21 protein-coding genes, 1 other RNA gene and 1 pseudogene are annotated in these 21,772 nt (G+C 72.0%); 13 read left to right on the forward strand and 10 right to left on the reverse strand.

All coding sequences use genetic code 11. The annotated features are described in order from the left end of the window. Positions 1-170 precede the first annotated feature (170 nt). The 3 genes from ADL25_RS02600 to ADL25_RS02610 are packed head-to-tail and all read left to right on the forward strand — an operon-like array spanning position 171 to position 3,037. On the forward strand, positions 171-1,070 hold the full coding sequence (locus ADL25_RS02600; RefSeq protein WP_059125937.1) for a Nif3-like dinuclear metal center hexameric protein: 900 nt from the start codon (positions 171-173) through the stop codon (positions 1,068-1,070). Then, positions 1,067-1,810 carry a zinc ribbon domain-containing protein gene (locus ADL25_RS02605; protein WP_059126058.1) on the forward strand — a complete coding sequence of 248 codons (744 nt, stop codon included), beginning with the start codon at positions 1,067-1,069 and terminating at the stop codon, positions 1,808-1,810. Before ADL25_RS02600 ends, ADL25_RS02605 begins: the two co-directional genes overlap by 4 nt. A gap of 12 nt (positions 1,811-1,822) precedes the next feature. Then, positions 1,823-3,037: a bifunctional RNase H/acid phosphatase gene (locus ADL25_RS02610; RefSeq protein ID WP_059125938.1), complete on the forward strand. Its 1,215-nt coding sequence runs from the start codon at positions 1,823-1,825 to the stop codon at positions 3,035-3,037. Here the strand turns inward: ADL25_RS02610 and eda are convergent. The 4 genes from eda to ADL25_RS02630 form a co-directional block, all read right to left on the reverse strand. Continuing rightward, positions 3,012-3,686, reverse strand: coding sequence for a bifunctional 4-hydroxy-2-oxoglutarate aldolase/2-dehydro-3-deoxy-phosphogluconate aldolase (eda, locus tag ADL25_RS02615; RefSeq protein ID WP_059125939.1), 675 nt, complete (start codon positions 3,684-3,686; stop codon positions 3,012-3,014). The genes ADL25_RS02610 and eda overlap by 26 nt on opposite strands. A 74-nt stretch (positions 3,687-3,760) precedes the next feature. Beyond that, a complete protein-coding gene (gene yaaA, locus ADL25_RS02620) occupies positions 3,761-4,558 on the reverse strand; it encodes a peroxide stress protein YaaA (protein ID WP_059125940.1) in 798 nt (265 codons plus the stop codon). Between the two features lie 74 nt (positions 4,559-4,632). After that, positions 4,633-5,202, reverse strand: a complete 570-nt coding sequence (locus tag ADL25_RS02625) for a hypothetical protein (RefSeq protein WP_059125941.1) — start codon at positions 5,200-5,202, stop codon at positions 4,633-4,635. Beyond that, positions 5,199-5,945 carry a MerR family transcriptional regulator gene (locus ADL25_RS02630; RefSeq protein WP_059125942.1) on the reverse strand — a complete coding sequence of 249 codons (747 nt, stop codon included), beginning with the start codon at positions 5,943-5,945 and terminating at the stop codon, positions 5,199-5,201. The genes ADL25_RS02625 and ADL25_RS02630 overlap by 4 nt, the downstream gene beginning before the upstream one ends. 175 nt (positions 5,946-6,120) lie before the next feature. Here ADL25_RS02630 and ADL25_RS02635 point away from each other — a divergent pair, with 175 nt between their 5' ends. From ADL25_RS02635 to ADL25_RS02665, 7 genes and pseudogenes are all read left to right on the forward strand, one after another. Next, positions 6,121-6,699: a Uma2 family endonuclease gene (locus ADL25_RS02635; RefSeq protein WP_059125943.1), complete on the forward strand. Its 579-nt coding sequence runs from the start codon at positions 6,121-6,123 to the stop codon at positions 6,697-6,699. Between the two features lie 13 nt (positions 6,700-6,712). Then, positions 6,713-7,618: a helix-turn-helix domain-containing protein gene (locus tag ADL25_RS02640; RefSeq protein ID WP_059125944.1), complete on the forward strand. Its 906-nt coding sequence runs from the start codon at positions 6,713-6,715 to the stop codon at positions 7,616-7,618. A 19-nt stretch (positions 7,619-7,637) separates the two neighbouring features. Further along, positions 7,638-8,465: pseudogene (locus ADL25_RS52070) on the forward strand (DMT family transporter); the annotation flags it as partial. A 76-nt stretch (positions 8,466-8,541) separates the two neighbouring features. After that, an RNA gene (rnpB, locus tag ADL25_RS02650) (RNase P RNA component class A) lies at positions 8,542-8,956 on the forward strand. 367 nt (positions 8,957-9,323) lie between these two features. Next, complete coding sequence (locus tag ADL25_RS02655) at positions 9,324-10,295, forward strand: alpha/beta hydrolase (RefSeq protein ID WP_059125946.1); 972 nt, start codon at positions 9,324-9,326, stop codon at positions 10,293-10,295. Between the two features lie 195 nt (positions 10,296-10,490). Further along, positions 10,491-11,216, forward strand: a complete 726-nt coding sequence (locus ADL25_RS02660) for an alpha/beta fold hydrolase (protein ID WP_059125947.1) — start codon at positions 10,491-10,493, stop codon at positions 11,214-11,216. Positions 11,217-11,328: 112 nt separating this feature from the next. Beyond that, positions 11,329-13,683 (forward strand): ATP-binding protein, encoded by a 2,355-nt coding sequence (locus tag ADL25_RS02665; protein ID WP_059125948.1) that lies wholly within the window; start codon positions 11,329-11,331, stop codon positions 13,681-13,683. A 55-nt stretch (positions 13,684-13,738) separates the two neighbouring features. Here the strand turns inward: ADL25_RS02665 and ADL25_RS02670 are convergent, their stop codons facing one another. From ADL25_RS02670 to ADL25_RS02685, 4 genes are all read right to left on the reverse strand, one after another. Then, positions 13,739-14,719, reverse strand: a complete 981-nt coding sequence (locus ADL25_RS02670) for a helix-turn-helix domain-containing protein (RefSeq protein ID WP_059125949.1) — start codon at positions 14,717-14,719, stop codon at positions 13,739-13,741. Positions 14,720-14,878: 159 nt separating this feature from the next. Beyond that, complete coding sequence (locus ADL25_RS02675; RefSeq protein WP_059125950.1) at positions 14,879-15,400, reverse strand: hypothetical protein; 522 nt, start codon at positions 15,398-15,400, stop codon at positions 14,879-14,881. Between the two features lie 105 nt (positions 15,401-15,505). After that, the gene (locus ADL25_RS02680; RefSeq protein ID WP_059125951.1) at positions 15,506-15,847 is read right to left on the reverse strand and encodes a MazG-like family protein; all 342 of its coding nucleotides are present in this window, start codon (positions 15,845-15,847) and stop codon (positions 15,506-15,508) included. 23 nt (positions 15,848-15,870) lie between these two features. Beyond that, positions 15,871-16,422 (reverse strand): DoxX family protein, encoded by a 552-nt coding sequence (locus tag ADL25_RS02685; RefSeq protein WP_059126059.1) that lies wholly within the window; start codon positions 16,420-16,422, stop codon positions 15,871-15,873. 174 nt (positions 16,423-16,596) lie between these two features. Here ADL25_RS02685 and ADL25_RS02690 point away from each other — a divergent pair, with 174 nt between their 5' ends. From ADL25_RS02690 to ADL25_RS02700, 3 genes are all read left to right on the forward strand, one after another. Beyond that, positions 16,597-16,923: a nuclear transport factor 2 family protein gene (locus ADL25_RS02690; RefSeq protein ID WP_059126060.1), complete on the forward strand. Its 327-nt coding sequence runs from the start codon at positions 16,597-16,599 to the stop codon at positions 16,921-16,923. Positions 16,924-16,977: 54 nt separating this feature from the next. Beyond that, on the forward strand, positions 16,978-17,973 hold the full coding sequence (locus ADL25_RS02695; protein WP_059125952.1) for an aldo/keto reductase: 996 nt from the start codon (positions 16,978-16,980) through the stop codon (positions 17,971-17,973). Positions 17,974-18,422: 449 nt separating this feature from the next. Further along, positions 18,423-19,553 carry a D-alanyl-D-alanine carboxypeptidase family protein gene (locus tag ADL25_RS02700; RefSeq protein WP_234380338.1) on the forward strand — a complete coding sequence of 377 codons (1,131 nt, stop codon included), beginning with the start codon at positions 18,423-18,425 and terminating at the stop codon, positions 19,551-19,553. A gap of 236 nt (positions 19,554-19,789) precedes the next feature. Here ADL25_RS02700 and ADL25_RS02705 read toward each other — a convergent pair whose 3' ends face one another. Both ADL25_RS02705 and ADL25_RS02710 read right to left on the reverse strand, forming a co-directional pair. Then, positions 19,790-20,551 carry an SDR family oxidoreductase gene (locus tag ADL25_RS02705; protein WP_402526903.1) on the reverse strand — a complete coding sequence of 254 codons (762 nt, stop codon included), beginning with the start codon at positions 20,549-20,551 and terminating at the stop codon, positions 19,790-19,792. A 109-nt stretch (positions 20,552-20,660) separates the two neighbouring features. Then, the gene (locus ADL25_RS02710) at positions 20,661-21,692 is read right to left on the reverse strand and encodes a Gfo/Idh/MocA family protein (RefSeq protein ID WP_059125955.1); all 1,032 of its coding nucleotides are present in this window, start codon (positions 21,690-21,692) and stop codon (positions 20,661-20,663) included. Positions 21,693-21,772: the final 80 nt, after the last annotated feature.

A 21,772-nucleotide genomic window follows, 5' to 3' on the forward strand; every position in this document is an offset into this window, starting at 1 on the left:
CGTTCGCCTGAGGAAATGGGGGCGGGTGTGCTGCACGAGGGGGCGCACGGCCCCTCCGCACGCGACCTCCGCATCCTCGGGGGTGGTCCGCGCGGCGCCCGCGCCGAGCCCATCGGCCCGAACGACCCGCGACCGGTCGGGGAAGGAGCCGGGGCAGGTAGCCTTTCCCCGTGCCCCGTCTGTCTGAAGTCATCGCCGCCCTGGAGACCCTGTGGCCCGCCGAGCGGGCCGAGTCCTGGGACGCGGTCGGCACGGTCGTCGGCGACCCCGACCAGGAGGTCACCCGGGTCCTCCTCGCCGTCGATCCCGTCCAGGAGATCGTCGACGAGGCGGTGAAGCTCGGCGCTGACCTGCTGGTCACCCACCACCCGCTCTATCTGCGGGGGACGACGACGGTGGCGGCCTCCACCTTCAAGGGCCGCGTCGTGCACACCCTCATCAAGAACGACATCGCGCTGCATGTCGCCCACACCAACGCCGACCGCGCCGACCCCGGCGTCAGCGACGCCCTCGCCGGCGCGCTCGACCTGCGGGTCGTGCGCCCCCTGGTACCGGACACGACCGACCCGGAGGGCCGCCGGGGTCTCGGCCGCGTCTGCGAGCTGGACCACCCGACGACCGTCCGCGCGCTGGCCGCCCGGGCCGCCGAGCGGCTGCCCGCCACCGTGCAGGGCATCCGCGTCGCCGGCGACCCCGAGGCGCTGGTCCGCACGATCGCCGTCAGCGGCGGCTCCGGCGACAGCCTCTTCGACGAGGTCCGCGCGGCCGGGGTGGACGCCTTCCTCACCGCGGACCTGCGTCACCACCCGGCGTCCGAGTTCGCGGCGGCCCGCAGCCACAGTCCCCTCGCGCTGCTCGACGCGGCGCACTGGGCGACGGAGTGGCCCTGGTGCCAGCTGGCCGCCACCCAGCTCGACGAGATCTCCGACCGGCACGGGTGGGGCCTGCGCGTCCACGTCTCGCCGACGGTCACCGACCCCTGGACCGCCCACGCGGCGTCCGCCGCCGTCCAGCCAGAGAGCGCCTCGCGCGCCCCCTCCGACTCGCACACCCCTGGAGCCCCCAACTGAACGCCGCGCCCGCCGACCAGATCCGACTCCTCGACGTCCAGGCCCTGGACGTACGACTGCAGCAGCTCGGGCACAAGCGCAGGTCGCTGCCCGAGCACGCGGAGATCGAGTCCCTGACCAAGGACCTCACCCAGCTGCGCGACCTGCTGGTGGCGGCGCAGACCGAGGAGAGCGACTGCGCCCGCGAGCAGAAGAAGGCCGAGCAGGACGTGGACCAGGTGCGGCAGCGCGCCGTCCGCGACCAGCAGCGCCTCGACTCCGGTGCGGTCACCTCCCCGAAGGACCTGGAGAACCTCCAGCACGAGATCGCCTCGCTCGCCAAGCGCCAGGGAGACCTGGAGGACGTCGTGCTGGAGGTGATGGAGCGCCGCGAGTCCGCGCAGGAGCGGGTCGCCGAGCTGACCGAGCGGGTCGGATCGGTGCAGTCGAAGATCGACGACGCCTCGGCGCGCCGGGACGCGGCGTACGAGGAGATCGACGGCGAGTCCGCGTCGGTGACCAAGGAGCGCGAGGTCGTCGCGGGCTCGGTGCCCGCGGACCTGCTGAAGCTGTACAACAAGCTGCGCGAGCAGCAGGGCGGCATCGGCGCGGCCAAGCTGTACCAGCGCACCTGCCAGGGCTGCCGCCAGGAACTGGCGATCACCGAGCTGAGCGAGATCCGTGCGGCGGCGCCCGACACGGTCGTGCGCTGCGAGAACTGCCGCCGCATCCTGGTGCGCACCTCCGAGTCCGGCCTGTAAAAGGCGTCCGGAGTGCGGGAGTTCATCGTCGAGGCCGACGGCGGGTCGCGGGGCAACCCGGGGCCCGCCGGCTACGGCAGCGTCGTGCGTGACGCGGCGACGGGCGAGACGCTGGTGGAGCGGGCCGAGTTCATCGGGACCGCCACCAACAACGTCGCCGAGTACCGTGGACTGCTCGCCGGGCTGAGCGCGGCCCGCGAGCTCGACCCGGCGGCGAGGGTGCACGTCCGGATGGACTCCAAGCTGGTCGTGGAGCAGATGTCCGGCCGGTGGAAGATCCGGCACCCGGACATGCGGCCACTGGCGATGCGGGCCGCCGCCGTCCTCCCGGCCGGGCAGGTCACGTACGAGTGGATCCCGCGTGAGCGGAACAAGCACGCGGACCGGCTCGCCAACGAGGCGATGGACGCGGGCGGCCGGGGCGAGCGATGGGACGCGTCCCGGTCCGCCGCCGAGCGGGACGCCCATGGTGCGACGGTGCCCGGACCGCCCGGCCCCGCGGGCGACGAGCCGGCGGCCGCGGCCGCTTCGCCGTCCGACGGCGCGCGTGCGGGCGCCGATGCGCGTGCCGCCCGCAATGTCGCCGCCGCCCCGCCCGACCTGGGTGCCCCCACCACCTTCGTGCTGCTGCGCCACGGCGAGACCCCGCTCACCCCGCTCAAGCGCTTCTCCGGCAGCGGCGGCGACGACCCGGTCCTGTCCGACGTCGGCCGGCGCCAGGCCGAGCTCGTCGCCGCCGCGCTCGCCGCGCGGGGGACCGTCCAGGCCGTGGTCTCCTCGCCCCTCGCGCGTTGCCGCGAGACCGCCGGGACCGTCGCCGCCCGCCTCGGCCTCGAGGTGAGCGTGGACGAAGGGCTGCGCGAGACCGACTTCGGTGCCTGGGAGGGACTGACGTTCGGCGAAGTGCGCGAGAAGTACCCCGACGACATGAACGCCTGGCTCACCGACCCGGAGGCCACACCCAGCGGCGGCGGCGAGAGCTTCGCGGCAGTCGCCCGGCGGGTCGCCGCCACCCGGGACGCGTTGCTGGCCACCCACCCAGGCCGTACGGTCCTGCTGGTCTCGCACGTCACGCCCGTCAAGACCCTCGTCCGGCTCGCGCTCGGGGCGCCCCCCGAGGCGCTGTTCCGGATGGAGCTGTCCGCGGCGTCCCTGTCCGCGGTGGCCTACTTCGCGGACGGCAACGCGAGCCTCCGCCTCCTCAACGAGACGTCCCACCTGCGCTGAGCGGGCGGCGCAGGCCCGCCGCCTCGCGTGCCAGCCGCTCGACCCGGGCCCAGTCCTTCGCCTCGATCGCGTCCTGGGGCAGCATCCAGGTCCCTCCTACGCAGCCGACGTTGGGCAGCGCCAGGTACTCAGGGGCGTTCGCCGGGCCGATACCGCCGGTCGGGCAGAAGCGGGCCTGCGGGAGCGGTCCGGCCAGCGACTTGAGGTAAGCCGTGCCGCCGGCCGCCTGCGCCGGGAAGAACTTCATCTCCCGCACGCCCCGTTCGAGGAGCGCCACGACCTCCGACGTCGTCGACACCCCGGGCAGGAACGGCACCCCGCACGCCTGCATCGCCGCCAGCAGTGAGTCCGTCCACCCGGGACTGACCAGGAAACGGGCCCCCGCCGCCACCGAGTCCGACACCTGCGCCGGTGTGATGACCGTGCCCGCCCCGACCACCGCGTCAGCGACCTCGGCGGCGATCGCCCGGATCGCGTCGAGCCCGGCCGGGGTGCGCAGCGTCACCTCGATCGCGGGCAGCCCGCCGGCCACCAGCGCCCGTGCCAGGGGCACGGCGTCGGCGGCGTCCGCGACGACGACCACGGGGACGACGGGCGCGAGGTCCAGGACCGGGACGGCGGACGGCGACGGCGGCAGCGGTGAGGTCATGGGTTCATCCTGCCGAGGGAAAGCACTCTGCGCAAAGGTCGTTGCGCGTGCTGCAATGCGCTGGCGCGCCCAGGTCAGTGGATCTCCGTCACCACCACGTCCAGCGACCACGGCCTGCCGGAGGCGGGGGCTTCGGCCTCCACCACATGGCCCAGGTCCCGCAGCGCCTCCACCAGCTGCGCGGGGTTCCTGGGGGCGGCCCCGGCCGTGAGCAGAGCCCGGACGATGCGCCCCTTCGTCGCCTTGTTGAAGTGGCTGACGACCGAGCGCTTCTCCACCCCGTCCACGATCCGGGAGTGCAGCACCCTGACGGTCGCCGTCCGCCCGGCCACCTCGCCCTTCGGCTTCCACGCCGCGGCGTAGGCGGAGGACCGCAGGTCCAGCACCAGTCCACCGCCGGCCGCCTCGGGCAGCACCGAGGCCAGGGGCGCGCGCCAGTGCGCTCCGAGCGCTCCGAGTCCGGGCAGTCTCACGCCCATCGAGCAGCGGTAGGAAGGGATGCGGTCGGTCACCCGGACCGCGCCCCAGAGCCCGGAGAAGACGAGCAGGGACCGGGCGGCGCGCCGCTTGGCGGCCGGGTCCAGCGAGGCGAGATCCAGGGCGTCGTACAGGACTCCGGTGTAGATCTCCCCGGCGGGCCGCGCCCCCGCGGACCGCAGCCCGGCGTTCTTGGCCGCCTCGCCGCGCAGGCCCTCGCTCAGCCCCAGTACCTCGCGCGCCTTCTCCTCGTCGCCCGCGCACAGCTCCACGAGCTCACCGAGGACGGCCTCCCGCGCGGCCGTCAGACCGGGCAGCGACAGCGACTCGAGGTTCAGCGGGGCACCGCGACCGGAGGACGCCTTGCCTTCCGAGGGCGGCAGCAGCACCAGCACACATACTCCTTCTGTAGCGCTCCGCGACAGCGTACGGCGTGGGCGTGTCCACGGACGGCCCCCACCCCCCGGGCCTACCGCGCCCGAGCGAGCGCCCGGACGACACGGCCGGCGTCGTCGGCGTGGAAGCGGACGACGCGGACCGCCCGCCGACGGCCGAAGAAGGTGACGTGGGCGACGGGCTCGGCGAGTTCCAGTGTGACGGTGGTCTGCGAGCCCACCGGGAGGTTCAGTTCCCCGTCGGCTCTCTCGTGCACGGTGCGCAGCTCGCGGCGCACGGACGCGATCCGGTCCAGCGGTATGCGCAGATCGACGTGGGCGGCGTGGCGGATACGAAGCCCGCCGGGGTCAAGGACGTGCGGACGGACCACGTAGGCCGCGTACAGGCCGACGACGAGCACCACGGTGTAGACGTCCAGCAGCAGCACCACCCGGTGCACCAGCGGCCAGTCGCGCAGCAGCACGGACATGGTGAGCGTCTCCACCACGCACACGAACGCGAACCCGGCCATGACCGGCCCCTGTCCCCGCGCGTACCCGAAGGCCTGGCCGCCCCGCGTACCGTGGGTGCGGCGCGCGGCCCAGAGCGCGAGGCTCGCGAGGAGCCGCAGCTCGTGCCGCACCAGGACGTACGCCGTTCTCATCGCCGTCCCCGGGCGTGCATCCGCAGGGCGCGGCGGACCGCCTCCGCCTGGGCCGGTGCGAGGTCCGCGTAGAGCGCCCTGATGAAGCCGTGGCCCTCGTCGACACCTTCGTCGGGTACGAGGCCGTCCGGCAGGCAGGCGAGGAGCGCCCGGGCGGCGTCGTCGACCCGCGGATCGTCCGGGCCGGCGTCGACGAGCGAGTCGAGCAGCGCGTACACCTCCCGCGCCCGCTCCACGGCACCCGGCTTCCCGAACGCGCCTGCCAGCACGGCCGCCAGCCGTTCCCGTTCCTCCGGCGCGGTCGCGGTCTCGATCAGCGCCAGCACCTCGCGGTCCTTGGTGGCCATCGGGGAGTCGAGGAAGGCCTCCATACCGGCGAACAGCCGGGCGAGCTCGGGGGAGACGGGGCCCTCGGCGGGACGGCCCTGCTCGAGCAGCGCGCGCAGCCTGCCCCGGCGCTCACGGATCGCCGCCTCCTGACGGGCCAGATCCTCGTCCAGCTCCGCGAGCACCTCGGCGAGGTCGCGGCCCTCGTCGTCCGCGAGCACGTCCCGTACCTCCGCGAGACCGAGCCCCAGCTCGGTCAGCCTGCGGATCCGGGCCAGCACGACGGCGTGCCGCAGGCCGTAGTCGCGGTACCCGTTGGGCAGCCGCTCGGGCTCGGGCAGCAGTCCGAGGTGGTGATAGTGCCGCACGGTCCGCGTGGTGACGCCCACGGTCGCGGCGAGTTCTCCGATCCGCATACGACCAGTACAAACGCTGACGTCGCGGCAAGGTCAAGCGAGCGGATCGCCACGCCCGCACGTCCCTGACGACGGCCGCGACGGTGTGCCACGATCGAGGGAACGGTTTCCGATCCCACGGACAGGTGATCTTCCGATGCCCCAGTCTGGCGAGCGACCGAAGGAGGGGCGTGACATGACTGCCATGGCCCATGAGCCGCTCACCGAGTCAGAGGTCCTGCTGGAGGGCTTTCTCGCCCTCGACATCCCGGAGGGTTTCAGGGCCGAGCTGATCGAGGGGGAGATCGTTGCGACGCCGCCGCCGGACGGGGATCACGAGGACTGCATCGGCCTGATCGTGAGTCAGGTCATCAGGCGGTCCCGGACCGACATGCAGTTCTCCGGGAACAAGGGTCTGACGTTGCAGAGCGCAGGCGGCCGCCCCAAGAACCACGTCATCCCCGACGGCACGTTCGCCCCGACGGAACGGCGGCTCTACCGAGGCGCCGAACCCTGGATGCCCTGCGAGGGGGTCGCCATGGTGCTGGAGGTGACGTCCACCAGGCCGAAGGCGGACCGCGAGACCAAGCGCCGCTGCTACGCCCGCGGCGGCATCCCCCTCTACCTGCTGCTGGACCGCGAAGCCTCCTCGATCACACTGTTCAGCGACCCCGAGAAGGACGACTACCGCCAGCACTGCACATTCCCCTTCGGCAAGCCGCTCGCCCTCCCCGAGCCGTTCGGCTTCGAACTGGACACGACCGACTTCCTCTGAGTTCCCCGGCGGTATGAAAACGGGGCCCGGACGCGTTGCACCCCGCACAAGGGGGTGCAAGGTGAGCGGACGTGAACAGGCGCTGTGGACCCGGGCGCGTCTCGGCCGGGGCGGGCCGCCACTCGACCTGCTCACCGCCCGCTTCGACCAGCACCGCTACGCCCCACACGCGCACGACGAGTTCACCATCGGCGTCTGTGTCGGCGGATTCGAGGTCATCGACTACCGCGGCGGCCACATTCGGACCGGGCCGGGCACCATCGTCGTCCTCGACCCCGGCGAGATGCACACCGGCGCACCCGCCACCGCCACCGACGGCTACGCCTACCGCGCCCTGTACGCGGAACCCTCGCTGCTCTCCGACGGCATCCTGGGAGGTCTCCCGCACTTTCGCGAACCGCTCCTCGACGACCCCGAACTGGTGGCCGCCGTACGCGCCGCGCACACCGAACTGAGCGCATGCCCGGACCCGCTGGAGGCCGAGTCCCGGCTCCCGTGGCTGCTCACCGCGCTCGCCCGGCGCCACTCCACGGCCCGCCCCGTCTCCGACTCGATCCCCGGTGCCGCGGACCTCGCCCACGCCGTACGCGACCGCCTCGCCGACGAACTGCTCGCCCCGCCCTCCCTCGCCGACCTCGCCACCGAACTCGGACTGTCGCGCTACCAGTTGCTGCGTGCCTTCCGTACGGCGATGGGGATACCGCCCTACGCCTGGCTCGCCCAGTACCGGGTGACGCGGGCCCGCGGACTGCTGGAGGCAGGACTGCGCCCCGCCGAGGTCGCCCCGCTCGTGGGCTTCGCCGACCAGGCGCATCTGACCCGCTGGTTCCGGCGTGTGCTGGGGGTGACCCCGGCGGCGTACCGTGCGGGCGTGGCCGCGAGCGCGCACCGCAACAGCGTTCAAGACGGCGGTCGCTGACCCGGCCGACACTCGCCGTATGACTGCACGCGGCTGGTTCCTGTTCTCCCTCATGGGAGTGATCTGGGGCATCCCCTATCTGATGATCAAGGTGGCGGTGGACGCCGTGTCCCCGTCCATGGTGGTGTTCACGCGCTGTGCGCTGGGTGCCGCGCTTCTGCTCCCCTTCGCCCTGCGCCAGGGGGGCCTGACCCGGACCGTGCGGACGCACTGGCGCCCCATGCTGGCCTTCGCGTGCATCGAGATCATGGGCCCCTGGTTCACGCTCACCGACGCCGAGCGTCATCTGTCCAGCTCCACGGCGGGTCTGCTGATAGCGGGCGTGCCGATCGCCGGAGTGGTGCTGGCCCGCTTCTTCGGCGGCGCCGAGCACCTGGGGGCGCGGCGGGTGGCCGGACTGGCCCTCGGACTGGGCGGCGTCGCGGTCCTCACCGTCCCGCACCTGACCGGCGGCGACGCACGGTCGCTCGGTGAAGTGCTGCTGACCGTCCTCGGCTATGCGACCGCGCCGCTGATCGCCGCCCGGCATCTCAGGGACGTCCCCTCGCTCCAGCTCACCGCGCCCTGTCTGGCCCTGTCGGCAGTGGTCTACGCCCCGGCGGCCGCCGCGACGTGGCCCACCGCCGTACCCTCCGGGCAGGTCGTCGCCGCCCTGGCCGGTCTCGGTGTGATCTGCACGGCCGTGGCCTTCGTGGCGTTCCTCGAGCTGATCAAGGAGGCGGGCCCGACCCGGGCGACGGTCATCACCTATGTGAACCCGGCGATCGCGGTGGCGGCGGGCGCGCTCTTCCTGGACGAGCGCCTCACGGCCGGGACGCTGGCGGCCTTCGCCCTGATCCTGGCCGGTTCGGTGCTCGCGACGGCGTCCCCGGTCGGCGGGCGGAGGCGCGGCGGACGCCCGGTACCATGGTCCCTACGGCAGACGAGCCGGGCGGGCGGCCGCGTGGAGGTCCTGGTGGATCTCCCCGAGGAACGTCCGGGCTCCACAGGGCAGGGTGGTGGCTAACGGCCACCCGGGGTGACCCGCGGGACAGTGCCACAGAAAGCAAACCGCCGGGGACCGTATGCGTACGGCCCCCGGTAAGGGTGAAACGGTGGTGTAAGAGACCACCAGTGCTCAGGGTGACCTGGGCAGCTCGGTAAACCCCACCCGGAGCAAGGTCAAAAGGGGCCGCTGTGAAAGGCGCGCCCTGCGCGGACGTTCGAGGGCTGCCCGCCCGAGTCCGCGGGTGGACCGCACGAGGCCGGCGGCAACGCCGGCCCTAGATGGATGGCCGTCGCCCCGAGGCCCGCGAGGACCCCGGGGAACAGAACCCGGCGTACAGCCCGACTCGTCTGCCGCTTCCTGAGCTGCGGGATCGCTGTACGCATCCCGACCGGGGCAGCCGCCTCATGTGCGTCCGGACGTCGCCACGAACACGATGGCGGCAGGAACCGTTCCTCCCCGTACCGCCGCCGGCCCCACCCGAACGTGCCCTTGTGAAGGGCCGTCGCTTCTCCGGAGGTTCCTCAGGCGACCTTCCGGAGCGGCGGCGGATGTTTGATCAGCAGCGGGAGAGCACACCATCCTCGAGCCGGTTTTCGAGGTTTGTCCGGGTTCATCGGCAGTGCGCTGTGGGGGCAGAAAGGGTGCACTCTCAGACGCGAGAGGGGGTTGCCCGGTGCTTAGCGTGGTCGCAAACGCATCCCGCATGAGGAGAAGAAGATGCAGGAGTCGATTGCCCCCGTCGAGCCCGTCCTGGAGCCTGCCGCAGCCGCGTTCGCGCAGGCGACGGCGAAGCCCCCGTTCTTGTTCGACCTGAGTCCCGCCGAGGGCCGCAAGGCTGTCGACGAGGTGCAGTCCGGTGAGATCGCCAAGCCGGAGATCGACGAGGAGTGGGTCACCGTCAGCGGCGGCCCGACCGGCAGCGTCCGGGCGCGGATCGTCAGGCCGGCCGGGGCCACCGGTACCTTGCCGGTGATCATCTACATACACGGCGCGGGGTGGGTGTTCGGCAACGCGCACACGCACGACCGTCTGGTGCGCGAACTGGCCGTGGGGGCGAACGCCGCGGTGGTCTTCCCCGAGTACGAGCTGTCGCCCGAGGCCCGCTACCCTGTCGCGATCGAGCAGAACTACACGGTCGCCCGCTGGGTCGTCGCCGATGGCGCGAGCAAGGGCCTGGACACTGCCCGGATCGCGGTGGCCGGTGACTCGGTCGGCGGCAACATGGCTGCGGTGCTGACGCTGATGGCCAAGGAGCGGGGCGACGTCCGGCTCGTGCAGCAGGTGCTGTTCTACCCGGTCACCGACGCGAGCTTCGACACGGGCTCCTACCACCAGTTCTCGGAGGGCTACTTCCTGCGCCGTGACGGCATGCAGTGGTTCTGGGACCAGTACACCACCGACGAGGGCCAGCGCGCCGAGATCACGGCGTCCCCGCTGCGTGCCACCACCGAGCAGTTGAGCGGTCTTCCGGCCGCCCTGGTCATCACCGGTGAGGCCGACGTGCTGCGCGACGAAGGGGAGGCATACGCCAACAAGCTGCGCGCCGCCGGCGTCCCGGTGACCGCGGTGCGCTACCAGGGCATCATCCACGACTTCGTCATGCTGAACGCCCTGCGCGAGACCTACGCCGCCCAGGCGGCCATCACCCTGGCCATCGGCACTCTGCGGACCGCCCTCCACCCCGCCTGATCCTCTTCGGGGCGCGGACCTGCCGGCGGCAGGTCCGCGCCCCGTCCTCGTCTCCACGGCCGGCCCCGTGTCGCGGTGCAGCGGCACTGAGGGGCCCAGAACGCCGGACGCCCGCCCTGCCCGCCACTCCTGACGGCGCGGCGGCCGCGGTGCAGCCCCTGGAACTCTCCGTACACCAAGCAAGGATGATCTCTGATGACCGCATCCACGTCTCCGACCGTGGTCCTCGTCCATGGGGCCTTCGCCGATGCTTCCAGCTTTTCGCGCGTGATCCCCGAACTCCTCGCCGACGGCCTGAAGGTGGTGGCCCCGGCGGTTCCCAACCGCAGCCTGATCGGTGACGCCGCCTATGTCGCTTCCGTGGTCCGGCAGATCCCCGGCCCGGTCGTGCTGGTCGGCCACTCCTACGGCGGGGCGGTCATCACGGTGGCCGGTGCCGAGGAGAACGTAGCGGCCCTGGTGTACCTGGCCGGCTACGCACTGGAGGAGGGCGAGAGCCTGGGCGAGCTGCAGGGTGGCTTCCCCGACTCCGACCTTGCTGCCGCGCTGGTCTACACACCTTTCCCGATCGAGGGCGCCGCCGAACCCGGCACGGACGTGTCGGTCGACGTCGAGAAGTTCCCCGCGATCTTCGCCGCCGATGTCGACAAGGACGTCGCCGCGGTCCTGGCGGTGTCCCAGCGTCCACTGGCCGCGCAGGCTTTCGCCGAGGCGGCTCCCGCGGCGGCTTGGAAGACCAAGCCGTCCTGGGGCCTGGTGTCCTCCTCCGACCGCACCATCAACCCCGACGTCGAGCGCTTCGGCTACCGGCGCGCCGGGATGACCACCGTCGAGGTGGACTCCTCCCATCTGGTCATGCTCGCCCACCCCGAGCGGGTCGCCGACCTGATCCGCGAGGCCGTCCAGGCTGTCCGAGGCTGATCCGGCAGGCACGGCCCACGCCGCCGCCCGGCCGGGCGGCGGCGTGGGCCGGCAGCATGTGGCACACGTCTCAGCAGGCAGGAGCGCTGCTGGACGGCAGTACCTTGGTGGCGTGAGTACGACGGGCGGTGGCACGGATGGAGGCGGGACGCAGTTCGGACGCCTGCTGCGGGAGCTACGGCACAGCAGACGTCTGACGATCGAGGAACTCGCGGAATCGTCCGGCATCTCCGGCCGAGCCATCGGCGACATGGAGCGCGGGCGGAGCCTTCGTCCACATCGCGGCACGGTCACCGCTCTTGGCCAGGGGCTGCAGTTGGACGACGCCGGTCATGCCGAACTGCTGGCGGCTGCCCGCGCCGCCCGCCCGGGTCCGAGTCCCGCCGTCCCCGCCGCCGCGTCGCCCTACGCGCTGCCGCGAGGGGCCCGGGACTTCGTCGGCCGGCATCGGGAACTGGCACACCTGCGTACCGTGGTGGAGCTGGCCGCCGCGAACAGGGGAGCGGCGGAGCGGGTGACGCATCCCCTCGCACCGCCGGTGGTGGTGGTCTGCGGTGCGCCCGGCAGCGGCAAGACCACCCTGGCGATCCGGCTGGCCGAGGAGTCCGCGAGCGCGTTCCCCGACGGCGCGTTCCTGCTGGACATGCAGGGGCTGGACGACCAACCGCTGTCCGCCGAACAGGCCGTGGTGCGGCTGCTGGACGCCTGGGGGGTCGACGACGCCGACCTGGCGCCCCACAGCGCCGAGGAGTGCCTCGCGCGCTACCGGACGATCACATCCCGGCTGCGCGCGGTCCTGGTCCTGGACAATGCCGGCAGCGAGGCGCAGATCCGACCCCTTCTGCCCCGCGAGGGACGTCTCCTCGTCGTGGTGACCAGCCGCCGCACTCTCGCCGGCCTGGAGGGAGTGCAGCGCGCGGAGCTCGGGGCACTGGACGACAAGGAGTCCGTCTCGCTGCTTCGCGCCGTGGTGGGCGCCGCCCGTGTGGACGCGGAACCGGAAGCGGCACGCTCGGTGACCGAGCTGTGCGGGCATCTTCCCCTGGCCCTCCGGGTGGCCGCCAACTGGGTCGCGACCCGCACCAACTGGAGCCTGCAGCGTCTGGCCGACCGGCTGGCCGACGAGGACCGCAGGCTGGATGCGCTCAGCGCCGGCGACCTGCGTGTCAATGCCGCCTTCTCGCTGTCCTATTCGCGACTCGATCCTCTCGCCGCCCGGATGTTCCGGCTGCTGTCCCTGGTACCCGGCCGGGATTTCGGTGTGCCGCTGGCGGCCGTTGTCGCGGGCGTGCCCCTGCCCGACGCCGAAGACCAGCTGGAGGGGTTGCTGGAGGCGGGTCTTCTGATGACCTCCCCCGGTGACCGCTACCGCTTCCACGACCTGCTGCGCCTGTATGCCGCGGCGCGCCACCGGGCCGAGGACGGCGCGACATCCGCGGCCACCCGGTCCCGCCTGCGCTCGTGGCTGCTGGACACCGCCGTCGTCGCGGGACGCTGGTACGAGCCGGGCTTCGGCACACCTCCCCCGGACCCCGGCCGACTGGTCGCACTGGACGACCGTGATCAGGCGCTGCGGTGGATCAAGGCGGAGGGAGACAACTGGCTGTCCGCCTTCCGGGAAGCCGCCGAGAACGGCGAGCACGCCAGGGTCACCGAGGTCGCGGAAGCGATGCACTGGTTCTCCGACAACTGGGTGTCCTGGGGCAACTGGACGGAGATCTACCGGCGTTCCGCCGAGGCCGCGGCGGTCCTGGGCGACCTCGCGCTCGAAGCGACCCACCGCAACTACCTGGCATGGGCCCACTGGGCGTGCGACCACAATCACGACGCGGCCGTCGACGCGGCCACCCGCGCGCTCGGCCTGGCCACGGCCGCTGCGGATGTGGTCCAGGAGGCATGGGCCCATGTCTATCTCAGCTGGCTGCGGAGCGCCGTCGACGATCTCGCGTCCGCCGCCGACCATGTGTCCCTGGCCATGGAACTGTTCGACCGGGCCGATGACATCAACGGATACCTCACTGCGGCCAACGTGACCATCAGAGTGCTGGAGAAGGCGGGCCGGACGAGGGAAGCCCTGAAGACCTACCAGGAGGTCATGGACGCTCTCGCATCCCCCGGCAACGGCGACCGGATCTCGCCGAGCGTGCGGGACGTGACCACGTTGGTCGCCACCCACAACGTGGCATTCATCCATTTCAACCGGGGACGCTGGGATGCGGCGGTGGAGGCTCTGCGTTCCATCCGCGGGCAGTTCGACGCCCGAGGTCTGTACGAGCAGGCCGGCAGGGTCCACCTGATGCTGGCGCATGCGCTCGCCCACCTCGGCAAGGACTCCGAGGCGGCTGCCGAGTACCGAGCGGTGCTGGCCCTCCAGGACCGCATCCCTCCGGCCGTGCTGGAGGAGGCCCGCACGAGTCTCACCGCCGTTGTCGCAGGGCGGCCGAATCCCCCGACCCGGTTCGGCTGAAGGGCGTCCCGCACTTCACCGACCGACGGGGAATGAAGCGCCACTTCCCTTCCGTTCAACCCTTCGTCCCGGTGGCCCCTTCGGTGCCCAGACCATGAGCCTGCCATTCGCGGGGCGTCATGCCGTATGCCGCCCGGAAGACCCGGCCGAAATGGCTGGGACTGACAAAACCCCATCGCCGCGCCACGGCCGCGACCCCGAGATCCCTGGCTTTCGACCGCAGAAGATCCCGCCGGCACCGCTCCAGGCGTCGTGCCTGGATCCACCTGCCCACCGTTTCGCCCTCGAGCTGGAAGAGCTTGTGCACGTAACGGACCGACATGAAATTCGCCGCGGCGATCGTGGCCGGTGACAGACCCGGGTCCGGCAGGTTCCGGATGATGTAGTCCTTCACTCGCACCGCGGCTGCCGCAGCCGTTTCGGCGCCCTGCGGTGTGAAGCGGCCGCGCCGCTCGTCGATCAGCAGGGCCAGCAGATCAAGACCGGTCGTGGCGAACTGCCGGCCCACGGCGTCGCCGAAGCCCCTGGCCTCCTGCGCCATGCGCGCGAAATACGCCGCCACCACGGCAGCGCTGCCGGTCCGGCCGGTGAAGGTCGTCGCGGTCAGTGCCCGCAGGTCCTCCTCCCGCACATGGAGCTCTTCACGAGGGAAGTGGAAGGAGGTGAAACTGAATTCTCCCCCGAGCTTCTTCCGGAACGGACGAGAGGAATCGGAAATGGAGAACTCGCCGGGATTGATGATGGATTCCCGGCCGTCTTGCTCTTTTATCGCAGTGCCGCTGTGCTGAAGCGAGAGGATGAGGAATTCCTGGTCATCACGGGCGATCAAACGCCTGCTGCGCGTCACTGTCTGCGGTCCGGCACGGACAAGGGAGACCTGGACAAGACCGAGCTGTTCGCTGGAAATCACTCCGGGCGACGGTTCCGTCTCGAGAAGCCGGACATCGAGAGGTACGAAGGTACGCGACACCACTTCATGCCATCGCTCCGACCGATCGGAAGCGGACAGCGGAGCGGTGGACAGAGCAATGGGCAACAGACGTCCTTCAGGAACAGCATGGTCGACCGGCCGAGGGCCTACGTGCCGGCCACAACCCATGAGACCGGTCCCGCGCCGGGGAGTCCAGGAAGAATCGGAGGAAGAATTGCCCGAAGGCCCCGTCCGGCGGCACCGCCGGCGGCCCGCACGCCCCCCTTACATCACCTCCAGCGCCCGCCGCCCCCGGTCGACGAAGTTCCGCAGTGCCTGCCAGAACGGTGCGTAGGCCGAGTCGAAGCGGTCTGCGGCCGTGGGGTCGCCGTCGAGTATCGCCTCGACGGCACGATAGGCGGGGGTGGTGGTGCGGCGCAGTGCGTCGGCCGCTTCGGCGACCTCGGGCGGGCCCTCCAGCGACACGATCCAGGTGCAGTGGCGCAGCCCGCTGTACTCGTCCCGCAGCCGGTCCCTCAACCGGTCGAGTTCCGGGAGGCGTCGGGTGACGTCGTCCGCGCACAGGTCGGACACCTTCCAGTACAGGTCGCCCATCCGCTGCGCCCGCTCCATGAGGTCCGCGTAGGCGGTGCGCCGGGAGTCGCGCAGCCGCTCCGCCCGTTGCGCCCGTGTCGTCGTGTCCGCCTGGATGCGTGCCGCCCGCGCCGTCCCGCGGCTGGTCACCCAGCTCGCCAGGACGGCCGTACCCGCCGTCAGCGAGGCGATCCAGAACGCGCTGTCGGCCATGTCCTCCCCCTGTCCGGACCGTGGCCCGGGATCCACCGTCCCCCGTAGATCATGCCGTTCACCGCCCGCGGCGCGGGAGTTCGGGTACGCGGTGCCGTGCCCGGCTCACGATGTGCCGGAGCCGAGCGAGCGCCGGGCGACCCGCTCCAGATGGGCCGTCAACACCTCGCGCGCGTCCGGGGTCAGGGTGCGCAGGGCCACCAGGGCCGTGATCACCACGTCGCACAGCTCGGCCTGGACGTCGTCCCAGCTGTGCGTCGTGCCCTTGCGGGGGTTCTGGCCGGTCGCGCCGATCACCGCCTGGGCGACCTCGCCGACCTCCTCCGACAGTTTCAGCACGCGCAGCAGCAGACCGTCGGCACCGTCGTGCGTCCGGTTCGCCTCCAGCCATGCGTACAGCCGGTCGACCGGCTCCCAGAAATCCGCCGGGGTGTCGCGTTCGCTCATGCCCGCAGACTGCCATGCGGCGGCTACTCCTCGAACAACGCCTCCTGCTCGCCGTCCCCGTCCGACCTCCGCCGCAGTCGCCGTTGCCGTGCCCCGATCACCACCGCCGCGGCGGCTCCCGCCACCGCGAACGCCGCCGGGACCATCCAGTCGCGGTTCACGGCGTTGCCGCACAGCGCGTCCAGGGAGAGCCGGCCGGGGCCCGCGACCGACAGGCCCGTCGCCGCGAGGCCGAGGGACAGCGGGTGTTCGTAGCCCCCGTTCTGACTGAAGAACCCGTTCGGGACGTGGACGGCCACCGCCCCGGCCATCCCGGCGGCCACCGCGGCGCCCGCCGCCGGAGTCGCGAGACCGAGCGCCAGCAGTGTGCCGCCGCCCGCCTCCGCCAGCCCGGAGGCCACCGCGCTCGCCTTGCCCGGGCGGTAGTCCAGGGAGTCCATGAACTGCGCGGCCCCGTCCAGTCCGGGTCCGCCGAACCACCCGAACAGCTTCTGGGTGCCGTGCGCCGCCAGTACCCCGCCGGTCCCCAGCCGGAGCAACAGCAGTCCCACGTCACGTCGGTCGATACAGGTCACGATCACTCCCCGGGGCAGCCGGCAGGAACGGGTCCCCTCCGCCCCTCAACCGTCCCACCCGTCCCGCGCGACCGGCCTGTCCACGGAGCCGTTCGGGTGGCGCGCACCGGGCACGGAAGGCGGGGTCCGGAACTCGGGTGGCGGGCGCCCGGTACCGATGTGACCCTGGCAGCCATGACGATTCAGACAGCCAGACTCAGCGACCCCGCGGTCCGGGCCTTCGTGGCGGCCCTCAACTCCCATGACCGCGAGGCCTTCATGTCTCTCCTCGCGCCGGACGCCACCATGTCCGACGACGGCTCCGACCGGGACCTCGCCGACTGGATCGACCAGGAGATCTTCTCCACCCACGGGCACATGGACGTCGACAACGAGTCCAACGGCGGCCGCTCGCTCCTCGCCCGCTACAGCAACGACACCTGGGGCGAGATGCGCACCCGGTGGAGCTTCACCGTGGACGGCGACGGCAGGATCTCCCGTTTCGAGACCGGGCAGGCCTGAGCACCGGCAGGGCTCTTGCCTTGGAGCGCGCTCCAACTCCTAGCGTCTTGGCCCATGGAGACCATCGAGCACACCAGGACGCTGGGACGCAGCGCGATCGAGGTCAGTGCCCTCGGCTTCGGCTGCTGGGCCATCGGCGGTGAGTGGAGCACCACGGACGGACAGCCGCTCGGCTGGGGCAAGGTCGACGACGAGGAGTCCGTACGGGCCGTCCGCCGGGCCCTCGACCTCGGCGTCACCTTCTTCGACACGGCCGACGCCTACGGGACCGGGCACAGCGAGCGCGTGCTGGCGCGCGCCCTGGGCAAGCGGCGGGCGGACGTCGTGCTCGCCACCAAGTGGGGCAACGTCATCGACGAGGAACGCAGGCTGCTCCTCGGCAGCGACGACTCCCCGGCGTATGCCCGGCGTGCGCTGACGGCCTCACTGCGCCGCCTCGACACCGACCACATCGACCTCTACCAACTGCACCTGTCCGACGCCGAGCCCGAGCGTGCCGCCGAACTCCGCGAGACCTGCGAGGAGTTCGTGCGCGAGGGGCTCATTCGCGCCTACGCCTGGAGCACCGACGACCCCGCACGGGCCGCCGTGTTCGCCGAGGGCCGGCACTGCGCGGCCGTCCAGCACCGGCTCAACGTCGTTCAGGACGCCCCCGAACTCCTGGCGCTGTGCGAGGAGTCGAACCTCGCGAGTATCAACCGGAGCCCTCTCGCCATGGGGCTGCTGACGGGCCGGCACACCGGCGGGCAGTCGCTCGCATCCGGTGACATCCGCACCTCCCCGCCCGCGTGGCTGTCCGGCTTCTCCCGGGGCGGAGGCGCCGACACCGACTGGCTGCGCCAGGTGGAGGCGCTCAGGGACGTCCTCACCAGCGACGGCCGTACACCTGCCCAGGGGGCCCTCGCCTGGATCTGGGCCCGCAGTTCGCGCACCGTGCCGATCCCGGGCTTCCGCTCGGTCGCCCAGGCGGAGGAGAACGCCGGCGCGATCGCGAAGGGGGCGCTCACCCCCCGGCAACTGGCCGAGGTCGACCGGATTCTCGGGCGGTGAGCGGCCCCCCGGAGGCCGCGGGCGCGGATCAGGAGCGCAGGCCGCGTCCCTGACCGCGGAACGCGCCGGCCGTACGGCACCGGGTCCTGTGGTCCGTACTGCGAGGCGCCCCGCTGCGCGACAGGGGGCGCCCCGCTCTGCTCGGTGAACCCGGACCGGACCGGCGAGAGGAGTGCGCGGATCGGGAGACGGTGTCCGGGGCGCGTTTCCGTACGGCGGAGCGGTCCGGGCCGGCAGCGCCACGTGCCGGGAAATCCCTGCTGAGTGGGCTGCCGGCTGGAGCAGCCCGCTCGCGCGCGCCCCCTTCGCCCCCCTTTCACCACGGCGGTGACCAGGCCATGACCGGGCCTTTGCCGCGCTTTTGTGACCCCGCTGCCCGTTGCCGGGGGATGCCTTTGTACGGTCCCCGAATGCGTGATTTCTCTCCGCCTTCGCCGCATGCCGCACGGATGTCCCGTCGCGCCGTTCTCGGGCTGACCGCCGCCGCGCCGTTGGCCCTGGCGGCGCCGGCGTCCGCGCTCACCACCGTCGGCGGTGAGCGGCTCGGCCGTTCGGGCGTCCAGGTCCGGCAGCCCGCCGGCCTGCCGAAGAAACTCACCGCACGCTCCTGGGTCGTCGCCGACCACCGCACCGGTGAGGTGCTCGCCGCGTACAACGCGCACCGCCGGCTCGCGCCCGCCTCCACGCTGAAGATGCTCTTCGCGGACACCGTGCTGACGAAGTTCGAGCCGACGCGGCGGTACAAGGTGACGGACGCCGATATCGCGGACGTTCCGGCGGGCTCCAGCCTGGTCGGCGTCAAGCCGGGGATCACGTACACCGTCGAGCAGTTGTGGCTCGGCGTCTTCCTCCGCTCGGGCAACGACGCGGTCCATGTCCTCAGCCACATGAACGGCGGGATCGCGAAGACCGTGGCGGAGATGCAGGCGAGGGCCGAGGATCTCCAGGCCCTGGACACCCATGTGGTCAGCCCCGACGGCTTCGACCACAAGGGGCAGCTCTCCTCCGCCTACGACCTCACGCTGTTCGCCCACCACGGTCTGCAGAACGCCGCGTTCCGCGGCTACTGCGCGACGAGGACCGCCGACTTCCCCGCGGGCGGCAGGAAGACCTTCCAGATCCAGAACACCGACCGGCTGCTTACCGGCGCATGGGGACTCGGCACCTACAAGGGCATCATCGGGGTGAAGAACGGCTACACCAGCAACGCGGGCAACACCTTCACCGGCGCCGCCACCCGCGGCGGCCGCACGCTCCTCGCGACCGTGATGCACCCGGAGCCCGGCGGCAACGGTGTCTACGAGGAGACCGCCGCCCTGCTCGACTGGGGCTTCGCACACGCCGGTACCGCCGGGTCGGTTGGCGCGCTGGTCACCCCGCTCAGCGCGGGCGGGGCGAAGGCGTCGCCCTCGCCGACGGCCACCGGGGCGGTGTCCGCCCCGAAGGCGGCCGGTGCGGGGAGCGGCTCGTCGTGGGGGCTGGTCGGCGGGGCCGGGGGAGCGATGGCGCTGCTGGCCGGTGGGGCGTACACGCTGCGAAGGCGACGGGCGACGAACGACCAGGGCCGGCACCGCGGCTGATCTGTGGGCAGCCGCTCCGTGATCCGGCGCGCACCTCGCGGTCCCACGCGAGGTCCACCCCCTGCCGAACCACGGAACGGCTGCCGCCTCCCCCTTGGTGTGGCCTGCGGAGCCTCAGTGCTCCAAGTGTGAAGCTCTGGTGGAGGGACACTGAGCATAAGCTCCCCACGTGCGAAACGGCACTGAGGTTCACATTCCGTTTGTGCAGGTTGAACGGGTGACCACACCGGGTCGCGTCAGCCGCGGCCCACGTACGGCATGGTCGTCGCCAGGACCGTCGCGAACTGCACGTTCGCCTCCAGCGGCAGGTCGGCCATGTGCCGCACGGTGCGCGCCACATCGGACACGTCCATCACGGGCTCGACCGCGAGTTCCCCGTTCGCCTGGGGCACCCCGTTCCGCATGTGCGCGGTCATGTCGGTCGCCGCGTTGCCGATGTCGATCTGGCCGACCGCGATGCGGTACGGACGCCCGTCCAGGGACAGCGACTTGGTCAGGCCGGTCAGCGCATGCTTGGTGGCCGTGTACGCCACCGAGCGCGGCCGGGGCGTGTGCGCCGAGATCGAGCCGTTGTTGATGATCCGCCCGCCCTGCGGGTCTTGCTCCTTCATCTGCCGGTACGCCGCCTGCGCGCACAGGAAGGCGCCGTTGAGGTTGGTGTCCACCACATGCCGCCACGCCTCGTACGGCAGATCCTCCACCGGCACCCCGCCCGGGCCGAACGTGCCCGCGTTGTTGAAGAGCAGATCGAGCCGCCCGAACCGGTCGCGCACGGCCGTGAACAGGGCCTCCACATCACCGGGTTCGCGGACGTCGGTGCGGACGGCGAGGCAGCGCCCCTCGGGCAGGAGTGCGGCGGTCTCGTCCAGGGTCCCGGTGCGCCGTCCGGCGAGCACCACCGACCAGCCCGCGCGCACCAACTCCACCGCGACCGCACGCCCGATCCCCGAGCCGGCCCCGGTCACCACCGCGATCCTCGACAGCCGGGCAGATTCCATGGCATCCATGGGGTTGCAGCGTACGAGGAGAATCCGCCATGCGGAATCCGTCATCCGCCATACGGTTGTCGCGTGACCGTCCGCGTCCCCGGAGGCCGCGGACGGTGACTCACACCGAGGCGAGCCGGGGTGCCGCGTCCTCGCCGGGGTAGCGGACGCCGATCCGCTCCCGTATGGCGTCGAGTGTGCGCATCACGGCGAGGCTCCCCTCCAGCGGTACGAGCGGGGACTCGGTCTCGCCGGCCCGCAGCGCCCGCATGACCTCGGCCGCCTCGTGCTTGAGGCTGTTGCGCGGCCCGTCGGCGGGGTCGGCGCGGAACTCCTCGGGGTCCTGTCCGTCGCGATGGAGCACAAAGCGGTCCGGGTAGAAGAAGCCCTGGGGAACCTCGATACGCCCCAGGGAGCCGGTGACCGCCGCGGTGACGGGGGTGCCGCCGTGGAGGGAGCAGTGCACCGAGGCGAGGGCACCGCTCTCCCACGAGAGCAGCGCTCCGGTCTGCAGATCGACGCCCTCCTCGGAGAGCACCGCCCGTGCGGCGATGTCCGACGGCTCCCCGAGCAGCAGGTGTGCGAACGACACCGGGTACACGCCCAGGTCGAGCAGCGCCCCACCACCGAGCGCGGGGTCCCGCAGCCGGTGCGAGGGAGGAAAGGGACCGGCGAGCCCGAAGTCGGCCTGGATGCTGCGCACCTCACCGATCGCCCCGTCGTCGACGAGCGCCTTCAGCCGCCTCACCAGCGGATTGCAGTACATCCACATGGCTTCCATCAGGAAGGCGCCGCGCTCCTGCGCCAGCGCGACCAGCTCTTCGGCCTCCCGCGTGTTCAGCGTGAACGCCTTCTCGCACAGTACGTTGCGCCCGGCCTCCAGGCACATCCCGGCCGCGACCCGGTGCGCCGAGTGCGGGGTGGCGACATACACCACGTCGACGTCCGCGTCCTCGGCGAGAGCGTCCCACCGCCCGTAGGCCCGGGGTATCCCGAACCGCTGCGCGAACGCCCTGGCCGTCTCCTCGGTCCGCGAGGCGACCGCCACGATCTCCGCGTCCGGCAGGTCGACCAGATCGGCCGCGAACGCCGCGGCGATGCCCCCGGTCGCCAGGATCCCCCACCGCACCCGTCCGTCCGCCGTCCCCACCATGTCCGCCCCTCGGTTCACCGCGCCGGCCATCCCGTACGAGCTGAGAGCATATGTGGCGGACCGAACGAGGGGGGAGGGGC

The organism is Streptomyces sp. NRRL F-5122, assembly GCF_001507435.1.
Classification (GTDB): Bacteria; Actinomycetota; Actinomycetes; order Streptomycetales; family Streptomycetaceae; genus Streptomyces; species Streptomyces lannensis.